The sequence below is a fragment of the Pigmentiphaga sp. NML080357 genome, from assembly GCF_002188465.1.
Taxonomy (GTDB): Bacteria; Pseudomonadota; Gammaproteobacteria; order Burkholderiales; family Burkholderiaceae_B; genus Pigmentiphaga.
The window spans coordinates 1-14,892 of record NZ_NINW01000031.1 but is presented as its reverse complement, the minus strand read 5'-3'; the positions used below and the strand labels follow the sequence as shown (position 1 = coordinate 14,892).

General features: G+C 67.4%; 12 protein-coding genes and 2 pseudogenes. 9 read left to right on the top strand and 5 right to left on the bottom strand.

Annotation, left to right across the window (positions count from 1 at the left end; genetic code table 11):
* Positions 1–50: 50 nt before the first annotated feature.
* Positions 51–1,562, bottom strand: coding sequence for a threonine ammonia-lyase, biosynthetic (ilvA, locus tag CDO44_RS13560; RefSeq protein ID WP_087780746.1), 1,512 nt, complete (start codon positions 1,560–1,562; stop codon positions 51–53).
* 265 nt (positions 1,563–1,827) lie between these two features.
* Between ilvA and CDO44_RS13555 the strand changes: the two genes are divergently transcribed.
* From CDO44_RS13555 to CDO44_RS13535, 5 genes are all read left to right on the top strand, one after another.
* Positions 1,828–2,376 carry a YqaA family protein gene (locus CDO44_RS13555; RefSeq protein ID WP_087780745.1) on the top strand — a complete coding sequence of 183 codons (549 nt, stop codon included), beginning with the start codon at positions 1,828–1,830 and terminating at the stop codon, positions 2,374–2,376.
* 16 nt (positions 2,377–2,392) lie between these two features.
* Complete coding sequence (locus CDO44_RS13550; RefSeq protein ID WP_087780744.1) at positions 2,393–2,749, top strand: Spx/MgsR family RNA polymerase-binding regulatory protein; 357 nt, start codon at positions 2,393–2,395, stop codon at positions 2,747–2,749.
* A 189-nt stretch (positions 2,750–2,938) separates the two neighbouring features.
* Positions 2,939–6,868 carry an FAD/FMN-binding oxidoreductase gene (locus tag CDO44_RS13545; RefSeq protein WP_087780743.1) on the top strand — a complete coding sequence of 1,310 codons (3,930 nt, stop codon included), beginning with the start codon at positions 2,939–2,941 and terminating at the stop codon, positions 6,866–6,868.
* Positions 6,869–6,908: 40 nt separating this feature from the next.
* Positions 6,909–7,667, top strand: a complete 759-nt coding sequence (locus CDO44_RS13540) for a flagellar brake protein (protein ID WP_087780742.1) — start codon at positions 6,909–6,911, stop codon at positions 7,665–7,667.
* A 21-nt stretch (positions 7,668–7,688) separates the two neighbouring features.
* Positions 7,689–8,159: an HIT family protein gene (locus tag CDO44_RS13535; RefSeq protein WP_087780741.1), complete on the top strand. Its 471-nt coding sequence runs from the start codon at positions 7,689–7,691 to the stop codon at positions 8,157–8,159.
* 24 nt (positions 8,160–8,183) lie between these two features.
* Here the strand turns inward: CDO44_RS13535 and serA are convergent, their stop codons facing one another.
* The 3 genes from serA to phoB form a co-directional block, all read right to left on the bottom strand.
* Positions 8,184–9,383 (bottom strand): phosphoglycerate dehydrogenase, encoded by a 1,200-nt coding sequence (serA, locus tag CDO44_RS13530; RefSeq protein WP_087780740.1) that lies wholly within the window; start codon positions 9,381–9,383, stop codon positions 8,184–8,186.
* A 117-nt stretch (positions 9,384–9,500) separates the two neighbouring features.
* On the bottom strand, positions 9,501–10,811 hold the full coding sequence (phoR, locus tag CDO44_RS13525) for a phosphate regulon sensor histidine kinase PhoR (RefSeq protein WP_087780739.1): 1,311 nt from the start codon (positions 10,809–10,811) through the stop codon (positions 9,501–9,503).
* 119 nt (positions 10,812–10,930) lie between these two features.
* Positions 10,931–11,641: a phosphate regulon transcriptional regulator PhoB gene (gene phoB / locus CDO44_RS13520; protein WP_087780781.1), complete on the bottom strand. Its 711-nt coding sequence runs from the start codon at positions 11,639–11,641 to the stop codon at positions 10,931–10,933.
* 158 nt (positions 11,642–11,799) lie between these two features.
* On the opposite strand from phoB, the gene CDO44_RS13515 reads away from it, so the two are divergent.
* The 4 genes and pseudogenes from CDO44_RS13515 to CDO44_RS28090 all read left to right on the top strand — a co-directional run.
* A complete protein-coding gene (locus tag CDO44_RS13515; RefSeq protein ID WP_087780738.1) occupies positions 11,800–12,225 on the top strand; it encodes a gamma-butyrobetaine hydroxylase-like domain-containing protein in 426 nt (141 codons plus the stop codon).
* Positions 12,222–13,001: a bifunctional demethylmenaquinone methyltransferase/2-methoxy-6-polyprenyl-1,4-benzoquinol methylase UbiE gene (gene ubiE / locus CDO44_RS13510; protein ID WP_087780737.1), complete on the top strand. Its 780-nt coding sequence runs from the start codon at positions 12,222–12,224 to the stop codon at positions 12,999–13,001. Before CDO44_RS13515 ends, ubiE begins: the two co-directional genes overlap by 4 nt.
* A 262-nt stretch (positions 13,002–13,263) precedes the next feature.
* Positions 13,264–14,244, top strand: a complete 981-nt coding sequence (locus CDO44_RS13505) for a Tim44 domain-containing protein (RefSeq protein ID WP_087780736.1) — start codon at positions 13,264–13,266, stop codon at positions 14,242–14,244.
* 81 nt (positions 14,245–14,325) lie between these two features.
* Positions 14,326–14,625 (top strand): annotated as a pseudogene (locus CDO44_RS28090) (SCP2 sterol-binding domain-containing protein); the annotation flags it as partial.
* A gap of 96 nt (positions 14,626–14,721) precedes the next feature.
* On the opposite strand, the pseudogene CDO44_RS27620 reads toward CDO44_RS28090, so the two are convergent.
* A pseudogene (locus CDO44_RS27620) lies at positions 14,722–14,892 on the bottom strand (bifunctional hydroxymethylpyrimidine kinase/phosphomethylpyrimidine kinase); the annotation flags it as partial.

Below are 14,892 nucleotides of genomic sequence, written 5' to 3'. Positions count from 1 at the left end.
CGGCAACGGCGGGGTGCGCCGTCGGGCGGGCAGGGTGCGCCCGCCTCCCGTTATCGCAAGAACAGCTTGTACGCCGGATTCTCGGACTCGTCCCAGTGCCGGTAGCCCAGCTCCGCCAGGAAGGATTTGAATTCCTTCTTGTCTGACGGCGGCACCTGCAGGCCGACGACGATCTGCCCGTAGTCGCCGCCCTGGTTGCGGTAGTGGAAGAGGCTGATGTTCCAGTTGGGCGACATCGAGTTCAAGAAGCGCATCAGCGCGCCCGGGCGCTCGGGGAACTCGAAGCGGTACAACTGTTCGTTGTCGGCCGCCGGACCGCTGCCGCCGATCATGTGGCGCAAATGGGTCTTGGCCAGTTCGTCGTGGGTGAGGTCGATGGCGGTGAAGCCGTGCCGCTGGAAGTTGGCGGCGATCTTCGACGATTCGCCCGCCGAGGCGATCTGCAGGCCGACGAAGACGTGCGCCTTTTCGGAATCGGCCATGCGGTAGTTGAACTCGGTCACGTTGCGGTTGCCGACCAGCTCGCAGAAGCGGCGGAAGCTGCCGCGCTCCTCGGGCATGGTGACGGCGAAGACCGCTTCGCGCGCCTCGCCGACCTCGGCGCGATCGGCGACGAAGCGCAGCCGATCGAAGTTCATGTTGGCGCCGCAGGCGATCGCCACCAGGGTCTTGCCTTTCAGGCGGTGCTCGGCGGCATATTTCTTGAGTCCCGCCAGCGCGAGCGCGCCGGCCGGTTCGAGCACGCTGCGGGTTTCCTCGAACACGTCCTTGATGGCGGCGCAGATGGCGTCGGTGTCGACGACCACGAAATCGTCCACGTATTTGCGCACGAGGCGATAGGTTTCTTCGCCCACGAGCTTGACGGCGGTGCCGTCGGAGAAGAGGCCGACGTCGGACAAGGTGACGCGGCGGCCTTTGTTCACGCTCTGGACCATGGCGTCGGAGTCTTCGGTCTGCACGCCGATGATGCGGATCTCGGGGCGCAGTTGCTTGACGTAGGCCGCCACGCCGGAAATCAGCCCCCCGCCGCCGATGGCCACGAAGATGGCATCGATGGGGCCGGGATGCTGGCGCAGGATTTCCATGCCTATGGTGCCTTGGCCGGCGATGACGTCGGGATCGTCGAAGGGATGGACGAAGGTGAGCTTTTCCTTGGCTTCGAGTTCTTTGGCGTGGTTGTAGGAGTCGGTGAAGCTTTCGCCGTGCAGGACGACTTCGGCGTTGCGGGCGCGGACGGCGTCGACCTTGAGCTGGGGCGTGGTGACGGGCATGACGATGACGGCGCGGCAGCCCATCCGCTGGGCGGCAAGCGCGACGCCCTGGGCGTGGTTGCCGGCGGAGGCGGCGATGACGCCGCGTTCCAGCGCCTTGGGAGGCAGGTTGGCCATCTTGTTGTAGGCGCCGCGCAGCTTGAAGCTGAATACGGGTTGGGTGTCTTCCCGTTTGAGCAGCACCTTGTTCGCAATTCGCGCCGAAATCTGCGGAGCGGCTTCGAGGGCGGACTCGATAGCGACGTCATAGACTTTGGCGGTGAGAATGCGTTTGAGATAGTCGGTGGCCATGATGCTGCGTCAGGGGTTGGTGGGAAAAAACTCAACCCTTTAGTGTGACACAGATGGTGGGGTACGTTCTTTTGCGGGTTTTCGGACAGGGTACTTTGGGCGGCCGTGCCAGGGCATCGAACGAGGCAACGTCCTCGTAGAGACGCTCTCCCATGCCAGGCAGCGAGGCCGACCCGGGGCACAGCGGATCCGGCTCCGCCGGTCCGCCAGTGCCGCCCCAAGGCGGGGCCCCGCCCCCGCAGGGGCTTCAGCTACACTCCCGCCCATGCACCAATGGCTGGAATCTTCCGTACAGTGGCTGCTCCACACGCTGGCTCTGCCGGAAGTGGGGCTGTCGGCCATTTTCATGGTCAGCCTGGTGTCCGCGACGCTGTTGCCGATGGGCTCGGAGCCGGCGGTGTTCGGCTACGTGAAGCTCGCGCCCCACATGTTCTGGGCGGCGGTCCTGGTGGCCACGGCGGGCAACACGGTGGGCGGGGCGATCAGCTATTGGATGGGGGTGGGGGCCAAGCGGGCGGTCGAGCGCATCAAGGCCAGGCGCGAGGCGAAGCATTCTCACGAGCATGACCAGGACGAGGCGCACGAGCCTACCCGCAAGGACCGCTGGCATGCCTATGCCCATGCCTGGATAGAACGCTACGGCGCCAAGACGCTGCTGTTGTCCTGGGTGCCGCTGGTGGGGGATCCGCTGTGCGCGGTGGCGGGATGGCTGCGGCTGGATTTCCGCGCCTGCATGGTCTACATGGCGATAGGCAAGTTCGGCCGCTACGTGACGATGACCGCCGCCCTCTTGTGGGTGTTCCCCGATAAATGAGCTTGGATGTCGACGGATGAAAAAGATACGGGTCTACGGATTGAACAATTGCGATACCTGCCGCAAGGCACGCAAGTGGCTGGAGAGGCAGGGGCGGGACTTCGAGTTCATCGACTATCGCGAGCATCCGGTCGGGCAGGACGCGTTGCGCGACTGGGCGGCCCAGGTAGGGGGGTGGGAGAAGCTGGTGAACCGCTCATCCACGACCTGGCGCAATCTGCCGGAAGACCGCAAGCAGCCCGCGGGCGAGCAGTGGCTGGCGCTGGTCACCGAACATCCGCAACTGGTGAAGCGGCCGGTGCTGGTGACGGCCGACGGCGTGGCCAGCGTTGGTTTTTCCGAGGCGGGCTGGCAGGCGCGCCTGGCGGGGTGAAAGGCGCCGGGCCGCGGGCCAGGTGGGTGTCCACTCGCCCCGGACCGACGAGATCCCAACGCGTTGACCGCAATTCCCGCCAGATATGACCCTTTTGACGGGTCGGAAAAAAGGGGGGCGCTCCAGCGGGAGGCCGGGCCAATCGGCTAGAATGGCTGGCTACCCTCGGGATGAAGTACAGCCCCCAACATGAACGCCCCTTTGCCCATTGCCCTCGCCCCCGCGCACGCGCCTACCCGCCTGCGGGAGATTCCCTACAACTACACGTCGTTCTCCGACCGGGAAATCGTACAGCGGCTCCTGGGGTCGCAGGCCTGGGAAATGCTGTGCGAACTGCGCGGCGAGCGCCGCACCGGCCGTTCGGCGCGCATGTTGTACGAGGTCTTGGGCGACATCTGGGTGGTGCGCCGCAACCCCTACCTGCAAGATGACCTGCTCGACAATCCCAAGCGCCGGGGCCTCCTGGTCGAGGCGCTGAACCATCGGCTGCGCGAGATCGAACGCCGCCGCGAGCCGGACGATCCCGAACGCGACGGCAAGGTGGGCCGGCTGCTCGAGATGGCGCGCAGCGCGGTGCGGGCGTTCGAGCACGAGTTCAACGAGACCGGCGAGCTGCGCCGCCGCGTCCAGAAGGTGCTGGGCCGCACGACGGCGCGAGACAACATCAAGTTCGACGGCCTGTCGCGCGTTTCCCATGTAACCGACGCCACCGACTGGCGGGTCGAGTTTCCCTTCGTGGTGCTCACTCCTGACAGCGAAGAGGAAATCGCCGCCCTGGTGCGTGGCTGTATCGAGCTGGGCCTGACCATCATCCCGCGGGGAGGCGGCACGGGCTATACCGGCGGCGCGGTGCCGCTGACCTGGAAGTCTGCCGTCATCAATACCGAGAAGCTCGAGACCCTGGGCGAGGTCACGGTCGGCCCGCTGCCGGGAGTGGACCGCGAGGTCGCCACGATCTTCACCGGCGCCGGCGTCGTCACCAAGCGCGTGGCGGATGCCGCCGACAAGGCCGGCTTCGTGTTCGCCGTCGATCCGACCTCGGCCGAGGCATCCTGTGTGGGCGGCAACGTGGCCATGAACGCGGGCGGCAAGAAGGCCGTGTTGTGGGGCACGGCGCTCGACAACCTGGCCTGGTGGCGCATGGTCGATCCCGAGGGCAACTGGCTGGAAGTCACGCGCCTGGACCATAACCTGGGCAAGATCCACGACGTGCCGGTGGCGCGCTTCGAGCTGAAATGGTTCGATGGCGCCGGCAAGCCGGGCGAGCGCCTGCTGCGCAGCGAAATGCTCGAGATCCACGGCCGCGTGTTCCGCAAGGAAGGCCTGGGCAAGGACGTGACCGACAAGTTCCTGGCCGGCCTGCCGGGCGTGCAGAAGGAAGGCACCGACGGCCTGATCACCTCGGCGCGCTGGGTGCTGCACCGCATGCCCAAGCACGTCCGCACGGTGTGCATGGAATTCTTCGGCCAGGCGCGCGACGCGATTCCGTCCATCGTCGAGATCAAGAGCTATCTCGATGGCGAGGGACGCGCGCGCGGTGCGATCCTGGCCGGCCTGGAGCACCTGGACGAGCGGTATCTGCGCGCGGTCGGCTACGCCACCAAGAGCAAGCGCGGCACGCTGCCCAAGATGGTGCTGATCGGCGACATCGTCGGCGACGACGAGGATGCCGTGGCAACGGCCGCGAGCGAAGTCGTGCGCCTGGCCAACACCCGGCACGGCGAAGGCTTCGTGGCGGTCAGCGCGGAGGCCCGCAAGAAGTTCTGGCTCGACCGTTCGCGCACCGCCGCCATCGCGCGCCATACCAACGCCTTCAAGATCAACGAAGACGTGGTGATCCCGCTGCCGCGCATGGGCGAGTACACCGACGAGATCGAGCGCATCAACATCGAGCTGTCCACCCGCAACAAGCTCAGGCTGATCGACCGCCTGGCCGAGTTCTTCGACGGCGACCTGCCCGTAGGCAAGAGCGAGGACGCCGAAGGCGAAAAGCTGTCGCGCGAGGAGATCCTCGGCGATCGCGCCGTGCAGGCGCTGGAATTGCTGGAGTCCGTGCGCGAGCGCTGGAACTGGATCCTGCGCAGCATGGACCTGCCGCTGGCCGATACGCTGGGCGAGTTCGCCCGTATCGGCCTCGGGCAATTGTTGCCGGCCCTGCAGGAACGCCTGCAGGCACAGCCCGGGGCGAGGGTATTCGACGTGGTACAGGACCGCACCGTGCGCGTGTCCTGGAAGGCCGAGCTCAAGGCGCCGTTGTCGCGCATCTTCTCGGGCGCGGCCTGTGCGCCCATCCTGGCCAAGGCGCAGGAAATCCACGACCGCGTGCTGAAGGGACGCGTTTTCGTCGCGCTGCACATGCATGCGGGCGACGGCAACGTCCACACCAACATCCCGGTCAACTCCGACAATTACGAGATGCTGCAGGAGGCCAACGAGGCCGTCGCGCGGATCATGGACGTCGCGCGCAACCTGGACGGCGTGATCTCGGGCGAGCACGGCATCGGCATCACCAAGTACGAGTTCCTGTCCGAGGCCGAACTGGCGCCGTTCCAGGACTACAAGCGCCGCATCGACCCGCACAACCGGTTCAACGCCGGCAAGCTCATGCCGGGCGGCGACCTGCGCCACGCCTATACGCCCAGCTTCAACCTGATGGGACACGAGTCCCTCATCATGCAGCAGAGCGACATCGGCGCGATTTCCCACGCCATCAAGGACTGCCTGCGCTGCGGCAAATGCAAGCCGGTGTGCGCCACCCACGTGCCGCGCGCCAACCTGCTCTATTCCCCGCGCAACAAGATTCTCGCGACCTCGCTGCTGGTCGAGGCCTTCCTGTACGAAGAGCAGACGCGGCGCGGCATCAGCATCAAGCACTGGGAAGAGTTCGAGGACGTGGCCGACCACTGCACGGTCTGCCACAAGTGCGAGAAACCCTGTCCCGTCGACATCGACTTCGGCGACGTTTCCATGAACATGCGCAGCCTGCTGCGCCGCATGGGCCGCAAGTCGTTCAATCCGGGCACGGCGGCAGCGATGTTCTTCCTCAACGCGAAGGACCCCCGCACCATCAACGCCACCCGCAAGGCCATGGTGGATGTGGGCTACAAGGCCCAGCGCCTGGCCAACGACGTGCTGGCCAAGTTCGCACGCAAGCAGACCGAGCATCCGCCGGCCACCGTGGGCAAGCCGCCCATGCGCGAACAGGTGGTGCATTTCGTCAACAAGAAGATGCCCGGCAACCTGCCCAAGCAGGGCGCGCGCAAGCTGCTGGACATCGAGGATGCCAAGTACATCCCCATCATCCGCGATCCGCGCTCGACTTCGGCCGACACCGAGGCGGTGTTCTATTTTCCCGGCTGCGGTTCCGAGCGGCTGTTCTCCCAAGTGGGGCTCGCCACCCAGGCCATGCTCTGGCACGCCGGCGTGCAGACCGTCCTGCCCCCCGGCTACCTGTGCTGCGGTTATCCGCAGCGCGGCAATGGCATGGAGGACAAGGCGCAGAAGATCATCACCGACAACCGCGTGCTGTTCCACCGGATGGCCAACACGCTCAACTACCTCGACATCAAGACCGTCGTCGTCAGTTGCGGAACCTGCTACGATCAACTGGCCGGCTACGAGTTCGAGAAGATCTTCCCGGGTTGCCGATTGATCGACATTCACGAATATCTGCTCGAAAAGGGCATCAAGCTCGACGGCGTGACCGGCACGCGGTACATGTACCACGATCCCTGCCATACGCCGATGAAGCTGCAGGACCCCATGAAGACGGTCCGGGCCCTGGTTGGCGACGGGGTGGACAAGAGCGACCGCTGCTGCGGCGAGTCGGGCACGCTGGCCGTCACCCGACCCGATATTTCCACGCAGGTCCGCTTCCGCAAGGAAGAGGAACTGCGCAAGGGGGCCGACAAGCTGCGCGCGGACGGTTTCAACGGCGAGGTCAAGGTGCTGACTTCCTGTCCGTCGTGCCTGCAGGGGCTCAGCCGTTATAACGACGACGCGAACCTCGACGCCGACTACATCGTGGTCGAGATCGCCCGTCACGTCCTGGGGCAGCAATGGATGGAGGATTACGTCAGGCGCGCCAACGACGGCGGTATCGAGCGCGTATTGCTCTGAGACGCGTGGTCTGCGCGCAGATGAGGCAGCGGGGGCGGCCATGAGGGAGAACCCGCTGCTCCCGCTGTCGCCCGAAACGATCGATGCGGCATCGCTGGAGGATTTCCGGATCTCGCAGCCGCTGGAAATCCTGACCCTGCTCGGACGGATGGCCGAGCAGTCCGAAATCCTTTCCCTTACGTCGGAAGACGGCGTTTCGAGCCTGTCCGCCATCGCCGAGGTGGACCGCGGCAGGCGGCTGCTGTGGCTGTTCGGTGCCCAGGACGATGCCCGCCTGCAGCGCCTGACCGAAGCGCGCGCCGTGGTGGCCGTGAGCTATCTCGACCACGTCAAGATCCAGTTCCCCGCGCAGAACCTGCAATGGCTGCCCGGCACGGGCGGTAGCCGGCTGGCGTGCCTGTTGCCGATGGAGCTCTATCGATTCCAGCGCCGCTCGTATTTCCGGGTGCGGCCGGTGCAGAGCCCGCCCCCGGTCGCCCGGGTGCGGCTGGGAGCGACGCCGCGCCACATGGAGCTGGTGGTGATCGACATCAGCATGACCGGCGTCGGGTTGCGGCTGCCGCCGGGCAGCCCCATGATCGAGGTCGGCACGCGTGTGCACCGCGCGGTCCTCGCGCTCGACCCCGGCACCCGCGTCGAGGCCGATCTCAAGGTGATGCATGTCACGCCATGCCGCGAACCCGATAAGGGCCACCACATGGGCTGCACGCTGAACGGCCTGGACGCGGACGGCCTGCGCGCGCTGCAGCGATTCATCAGCCAGACCCAGCTGCGCCAGCGCGAGGCTGGCCAGCCATAGGGCCTGTTCCGGAGATACGCCATGGTTCCCACCGCTGCCCCTGCCTGCCCGCTGTGCGCGTCCGACGACGCGCCGGCGCTCTGGCGCAACGAAAAGCTACGCGTCATCGCCGTCGGCGAGGCGGATTATCCCGGTTATGTGAGAGTCGTCTGGCGTACCCATGCCGCCGAGATGACAGACCTCGACGACGCCGATCGCCTGCATGTCATGCAGGTGGTGCTGGAGGTCGAGTCGGTCATGCGCGACCACATGCGGCCTGACAAGGTCAATCTGGCCGCGCTGGGCAACATGGTGCCCCATCTCCATTGGCACGTCATTCCCCGCTGGCGCGGCGACCGCCATTTTCCCGACGCCATCTGGGCCGCGCCGCGCGTGCCGGCGGGCGGCGAGCCCGAGGAGTTCCGGCGCATGCTGCAATCGGCGGCGCAGCGCGTGCCGGAATTCCACAGCCGCCTGCAGGAGCGGCTGTCCCTGCGATTCCGCGCCGCCTGAGCCGGCAGGCCGAACGGACCGGCGCTACAGCAGATCGCAGCGCACGGTGATCGGCAGTTGCCGCAGCGCGTCCATCAAGGCCGAGTCGGCCTGGTTGCCGATGTCGGTCAGCACGTAGCCGATCGGCCCCTTGGTCTGCAGCTGCTGGCTGCAGATATTGATCTTGCGCTCGGCGAAGACCGCGTTGAGCATGGCCAGCGCGCCGGGCTCGTTGCGGTGCACGTGGAGGATGCGGGAGGTGCCGGTCAGGTCCTGGTGCGGCAGCTCGGGGAAGTTGACCGCGCCCTTGGTGGTGCCGCCCTGGATGAAGCGCACCAGTTTCTCGGCCACTTCCTTGCCGATGTTTTCCTGTGATTCCATCGTGCTGCCGCCGATGTGCGGCGTCAGGATGACGTTGGGCAGGCCGATGAGCGGGCTCTTGAGCGGCTCGTCCACGCTCTTGGGCTCGACCGGGAAGACATCCAGCGCCGCGCCGCGCAGCAGGCCGGCGTCGAGCGCGGCCCGCAGCGCGTCGATGTCGACCACGGTGCCGCGCGAGGCGTTGATCAGGATGGCGCCGCGCTTCATTTGCGAGATCGTGGCTTCGTTGATGATGTTCTCGGTGGAGCGGCCGCCGGGCACGTGCAGGGTGACCACGTCGGCCTCGGCCAGCAGGGCGGACAGGTCCGGGTAGGCGCGGGCGTTGCCCAGGGGCAGCTTGGCTTCGACGTCGTGGAAGATCACCCGCATGCCCAGGGCTTCGGCCAGGATGCCGACCTGCGAGCCGATGTTGCCGTAGCCGATGATGCCGAGCGTCTTGCCGCGCGCCTCGTAGGCGCCGGTCGCGCTCTTGTCCCAGTGGCCCTGGTGCACGCGCAGGTTTTTTTCGGGAATGCGGCGCAGCAGCAGGATGGCCTCGGCCAGTACCAGCTCGGCTACCGAGCGCGTATTGGAGAACGGCGCGTTGAAGACCGGGACGCCGCTTTCCAGCGCGGTGGCCAGGTCGACCTGGTTGGTGCCTATGCAGAAGCAGCCGATGACGCGCAGGTCCGGCAGGCTTTCGATGATACCGGCGTCCAGGTGGGTGCGCGAGCGGATGCCCACCACGCTGGCGCCTTGCAGGGCTTCGCGCAGCGCCTCGGGCGGCAGGGCGCCGGCGTGGGTCGCGATGTCGGTGAAGCCCGCGGCCGAGAAGACCTCGACCGCGCTGGGATGGATGTTCTCGAGCAATACGATTTTCGCCATGGGGTACGGCTCCGGCTAAAGGGCGATGGGGCGGTTGGGGGAGGCGCGCGCGGCGGCGCGGTGGCCGCGGCTGATGCCCTATCTTAACTCCGGGGCCTGCGTCCCTAGGGAGAGACCTTACTGGCGAGTACGATGCTCGGCCGCCACGACGCGGGATTCGGGGAACCGCAGCGAGAAGGTGCTGCCTTGCCCCAGTTCGCTGGCGATGTCCAGCTCGGCCTCGTGGCGCATGGCGATGTGCTTGGTGATCGCCAGGCCCAGGCCGGTGCCGCCGGATTCGCGCGAGCGGCTGCGGTCCACCCGGTAGAAGCGCTCGGTCAGGCGAGGCAGGTGCTGGGCCGCGATGCCGATGCCGGTATCCTTGACCGCATAGCGGGCGCTGCCGTCGGCTTCGCGCCGCCAGCTCACGGTGATGTGCCCGTCGTCAGGCGTGTAGCGGACGGCGTTGATGATGAGGTTGGAAATCGCCGAGGAGATCTCGGTGGCGGTGCCCAGGACGTCCATGTCCGCGTCGATGTCGCTGGCGAAGGCGTGGCGGCCGCCGGACAGGGCGCGCGCCTGGCTCAGGGCCGTTTCGATCAGGATGGGCATGTTGACGGGCTGCGGGTCGGTCGTGGGCGAGGACTCCAGGGTCGACAGGGTCAGCAGGTCCGCCACGATGGCCTGCATGCGCTGGGCCTGGTCGAGCATCAGCTTCAGGTACTGTTCGCGCTGTTCGTCGCTCAGCGCGCCGGGCGGCATGTCGCGCAGCGTTTCCAGGAAGCCCGCCAGCACCGTCAGCGGCGTGCGCAATTCATGCGAGACGTTGGCGACGAAGTCGCGGCGCGTGGTCTCGAGTTTTTCGATCTGCGTCACGTCGCGCGTCAGCAGCATGCGCTGGTGCTTGTTGTACGAGATGAGCTGCACCATGAGGAGCCGTTCGCCGCCGCCAGGGCTGCGCACCAGCAGCGGCGCGGGCCAGTCCTCCTGGCGCGCATAGTCGACGAATGCCGGGGCCCGCACCAGGTTCAGCAGGTTCTGGCCTCGGTCGGCGGGCAGGCGCAGCCCCAGGTGCTGGCGCGCGATGCGGTTGCACCAGTCGATGTGGAATTCCTCGTCCAGAGTGACCAGGCCGTCGGGCAGGGCCTGGGCGGCGGCGAAGAAGCCCTGCACGTTTCCTTCCAGCAGGGCGAGCTGGCGCTCCTGGCTGCGAAGGTGCCGGTAGATGCGAGCCAGCGCCTCGTCCCACAGTCCGGCCGACGGCGGCGGCGGGCGCTGCAGGTCGCGGGTCCAGCGTACGACGCGCGAGAGCTGCCAGATGTGCCAGGCGAGGAGCGTGCCCAGCCCGAAGCTGAATACCGCCCAGCTGAAATTGCCCGTGACCGGCCGGGAGAGGGCCGCCAGCCCGGCCCACACGAGGACGGCGATGAGGTTGCGTATCCAGACCATGAAACGAATTGTCGCATTGCCTGGCGGCGCAAGCGATGCAGTCCTTGAGTGATGAAGTGGCGCGAGGCCGGGCAGGCAGGCGGCGGCATCGGCCGCCGCCGGTCATTCAGCGGCGTGGATCAGGCGGCACTGCCGTTCGCGGCAGGATGGGCGGTGAAACGATAGCCGCTGCCCCGCACCGTTTCCACGTGGCCGTCGTGCTTGCTGGGCTCGAGCGCCTTGCGCAGGCGGCGGATGTGCACGTCCACCGTGCGCTCTTCCACGAACACGTGGTCGCCCCACACCTGGTCCAGCAACTGCGAGCGCGAGAACACGCGCTCCGGGTGGGTCATGAAGAAATGCAGCAGGCGGAACTCGGTCGGCCCGATGTTCAGGGGCATGCCGTTGCCGTTGAGCCGGTGGGTGACCGGATCCAGCCTCAGGCCGGCGACGTCGATCAGGTCGTCGGTCAGCTGCGGCGCGCGCCGGCGCAGCACGGCCTTGATGCGGGCCATGAGCTCCTTGGGCGAGAACGGCTTGGTGATGTAGTCGTCGGCGCCGGCTTCCAGGCCGTCGACTTTATCCTGCTCGGCGCCCTTGGCCGTCAGCATGATGATGGGGACGCCCTTGGTGCGTTCCTCGGCGCGCAGCTTGCGGGCCAGCGCGACGCCGGAGGTGCCGGGCAGCATCCAGTCGAGCAGGATCAGGTCGGGCAGCTCGGCGCGGATCAGGGTCTGGGCCTGTTCCGCATCGGCCGCCCGCAGGACCTTGTGGCCCGCGAAGGACAGGTTGACCGATACCAGCTCCTGGATGGCCGGTTCGTCTTCGACGACTAAAATGGTGCTGGACATGGGGTATGCCGGATTGGGTTGCTGAAGCATGTCCATAGTATGGCGGTATTGTTTCAGGTATGTGACATGGCGGGCCCGCCGCAAGCCCGGCGCCGCGCAGCTTGCGGGCGGCGGGGCGCCCCATCGGCTACCATGGAGCCCTTAAGCGCGAGAACATTATGGCCGGCCTGGACAGGAATACGCCTCTTCCCACCAACATCGTCGTGCACCGCCAGTCGAAGGTGCTCGAAATATCGTTCGACGACGGCAATACGTTCAGGCTGCCGTTCGAGCTGCTGCGGGTCTACAGCCCGTCGGCCGAAGTACGGGGCCACGGACCGGGCCAGGAGACCCTGCAGGTGGGCAAGCGGGGCGTGGACATCCTGGCCCTCGACCCGGTCGGCAATTATGCGGTGCAGCCCCGGTTCTCGGACGGCCACACCACGGGCATCTACTCCTGGGACATCCTCTATGCGCTCGGCCGCGACCAGGACCGGCTGTGGGCCGAGTACCTCGCCGCGCTGGAGGCCGCCGGCGCATCCCGCGATCCCGAGCCGCAAGGCGGGATGGAAACAACCGAAGTACGCCGTGAAGGTAAGCAATGAGCGATAAGCAGTATTCCCCCGGGCCGGAGGGCGGCGCCACGCCGGACGGCACCACGCATTTCGGCTTCCAGCAGGTGGCCGAGGCCGAGAAGGCGCGCAAGGTGGCCGAGGTCTTCCATTCGGTGGCCTCCCGCTACGACGTCATGAACGACCTGATGTCGGGCGGCCTGCACCGGGCGTGGAAGGTCTTCACCGTGGCGCGGGCGGGGGTGCGCCCCGGCATGAAGGTCCTGGACATCGCGGGCGGCACCGGCGATCTCGCCAAGGCGTTCGCCCGCCGGGCCGGCCCGACCGGCGAGGTCTGGCTGACCGACATCAACGATTCCATGCTGCGCGTCGGACGGGACCGGCTGCTCGATGCCGGGCTGATGGTGCCGACCGCCGTGTGCGACGCCGAGAAACTACCCTTCCCGAACGGCTATTTCGACCGCGTGACCGTTGCTTTCGGGCTGCGCAACATGACCCACAAGGACCGGGCCCTGGCGGAAATGACCCGGGTCCTGCGGCCCGGCGGCAAGCTGCTGGTGCTGGAGTTCTCTCAGGTGGCCAAGCCGCTGCGCGCCGCCTACGACTGGTATTCGTTCAACGTGCTGCCCTGGCTGGGCCGCAAGATCGCCAAGGACGAAGCCAGCTACCGCTACCTGGCCGAGTCCATCCGCATGCATCCCGACCAGCCCACCCTGGCCGGCATGCTGGAACAGGCCGGCCTGGCGCGGGTCCAGTATTTCAACCTGACCGCGGGGGTGGTCGCCCTGCACGAGGGCGTGCGCCTCTAGGCTCCGGAACGCCGCTTGTTTCAAAATCCTTCGCAAATCCGGGGCTACCCGACTGGCGATTTGCGCCGTAGTCCGTTAAATTTCAGCTTATTGTCAGGAAAGGTTGTTACAGCCGTCCCGTCTGCGGGGGCGGTGCGGCACCGGACATCCTGACCTGGCATGAACGGCGGATTCGGTTTTCGCCGGACGCCCCGGGGCATGGACCCGCGGCGGCCCGGCAGGCTCCGTCCGCCACGACATTGATTACAGGAGAATCCATACAATGTCTCGACGATTGTTTTCCAGGATCCTTCCGGCGCTGGTCATCGCCATATCGACCGTGGCGATGCTCGGCGTCTCGCACGACGCCCTGGCCAAGCGGCTGGGAGGCGGCGGCAGCGTAGGCCGCCAATCGAGCAACATTACGCAGCGGCAGGCGGTGCCGCCCACGCGCAATCCGCAGCAGAACCAGCAGGCCGCGCCGTCGCAGGCTGCGCCGGCCGCCGCGGGTGCCGCAGCCGGCGCCACCGCGGCACGCAGCGGCATGTCGCGCTGGCTCGGCCCGATCGCCGGCATCGCCGCGGGTCTGGGCCTGGCGGCGCTGCTGTCGCACTTCGGCCTGGGCGCCGCCGCGGCCGAGTTCATCGGCAGCCTGCTGCTCATCGCGCTGGTGATCTTCGCCGTGCTGTTCATCGTCCGGCGCCTGCGCGGCGGCGGCCAGCAGCCGGCCCTGCAGGGCGCGGGCAACAGCCGCTTCCAGCAGCGCAGCGAGCCGCCCGCCCCGATGGCGCGCGAATCCCTGTCGCCGGTTTCCGCCGCTCCCGCGGCCGCGCCGGCCGCTGCCTCGGCGGTCGAAGAGCCCGCCAGGGGAGAGTGGGGCATCCCCAGCGACTTCGACACCACGAACTTCCTGCGCCATGCGAAGAACTACTTCGTCAAGCTGCAGGGCGTCTGGGATCGCGGCGACGTCGACGAGCTGCGCGACCTCGTCACCGACGACCTGCTTGCCGAGCTGAGCCAGCAGATCGGCCAGCGGCAAGGCCAGAACGTCACCGAAGTGGTGCTGCTCAACGCCGAGCTGCTGGGCATCGAGACCGTCTCCGACGGCCACCTGGCCAGCGTCCGCTTCTCGGGCATGCTGCGCGAGGCGCCGGGCACGGAAGCGTTCCGCTTCGAAGAGGTCTGGAACCTCTTCAAGCCCAACGATGGCGGCTGGCTGCTGGCCGGCGTGCAGCAGATTCCGGTGCAGGACCACAATAAATAACGTCCCTGCGCATCAGCCGGTACACTTGCGGGGTCGAACCCCGTGGAACGCCCGTCCCCGGACGGGCGTTTTTTTCATTCTATGCCCGTGTCCTTGCTGAATCCTTCCGCCGCTGCCATCCGGGCGCTCGATACGCTGTTGTTGCGCGAGCCCTGGGCCCGCGAGCGGCTGCGTCCGCATGCCGGCAAGACGGCCTGCCTCGTTGCCGGCGGCGCGCGCCTGGCGCTGACGATCACGCCGCATGGCCTGGTCCAGGCCGCCGCGCCCGACGCCGTGCCCGACGTGATCCTGACCGTGGACGGCGGCAGGCTGCCGGATCTGCTGTCGGACGATGCGGCCCGCCGCATGGGCGCGGTGCGCATCGAGGGCGACGCCGCGCTGGCGCACGTGGCGGGCGACCTGGCCCGGGACCTGCGCTGGGACGTGGAGGAGGACCTGGCCGGGATCATCGGCGACATACCCGCGGCGCGGCTGGTGGGCGCGGCGCGTGGCGTCGCGCGCGGCCCGGGCCTGCGGCAACGGCGCCGCCAAGGCCGCGGACAGCGTGCAGCCGGTACCGTGGGTGTTCCTGGTATCGATGCGCGGCGCGGCGAGTTCGATCATCCGGTCGCCGTCGTGCAAAAGGTCGATGGCCATATCCCCCGGCAG

Bases quoted from the DNA above. Each gene is read 5' to 3' on its own strand.
- phoR (WP_087780739.1), bottom strand. From the start codon at position 10,811: ATGGTCTGGATACGCAACCTCATCGCCGTCCTCGTGTGGGCCGGGCTG.
- CDO44_RS13545 (WP_087780743.1), top strand. From the start codon at position 2,939: ATGAACGCCCCTTTGCCCATTGCCCTCGCCCCCGCGCACGCGCCTACC.
- CDO44_RS13550 (WP_087780744.1), top strand. From the start codon at position 2,393: ATGAAAAAGATACGGGTCTACGGATTGAACAATTGCGATACCTGCCGC.
- CDO44_RS13515 (WP_087780738.1), top strand. From the start codon at position 11,800: ATGGCCGGCCTGGACAGGAATACGCCTCTTCCCACCAACATCGTCGTG.
- ubiE (WP_087780737.1), top strand. From the start codon at position 12,222: ATGAGCGATAAGCAGTATTCCCCCGGGCCGGAGGGCGGCGCCACGCCG.
- ilvA (WP_087780746.1), bottom strand. From the start codon at position 1,562: ATGGCCACCGACTATCTCAAACGCATTCTCACCGCCAAAGTCTATGAC.
- serA (WP_087780740.1), bottom strand. From the start codon at position 9,383: ATGGCGAAAATCGTATTGCTCGAGAACATCCATCCCAGCGCGGTCGAG.
- CDO44_RS13540 (WP_087780742.1), top strand. From the start codon at position 6,909: ATGAGGGAGAACCCGCTGCTCCCGCTGTCGCCCGAAACGATCGATGCG.
- phoB (WP_087780781.1), bottom strand. From the start codon at position 11,641: ATGTCCAGCACCATTTTAGTCGTCGAAGACGAACCGGCCATCCAGGAG.
- CDO44_RS13535 (WP_087780741.1), top strand. From the start codon at position 7,689: ATGGTTCCCACCGCTGCCCCTGCCTGCCCGCTGTGCGCGTCCGACGAC.
- CDO44_RS13505 (WP_087780736.1), top strand. From the start codon at position 13,264: ATGTCTCGACGATTGTTTTCCAGGATCCTTCCGGCGCTGGTCATCGCC.
- CDO44_RS13555 (WP_087780745.1), top strand. From the start codon at position 1,828: ATGCACCAATGGCTGGAATCTTCCGTACAGTGGCTGCTCCACACGCTG.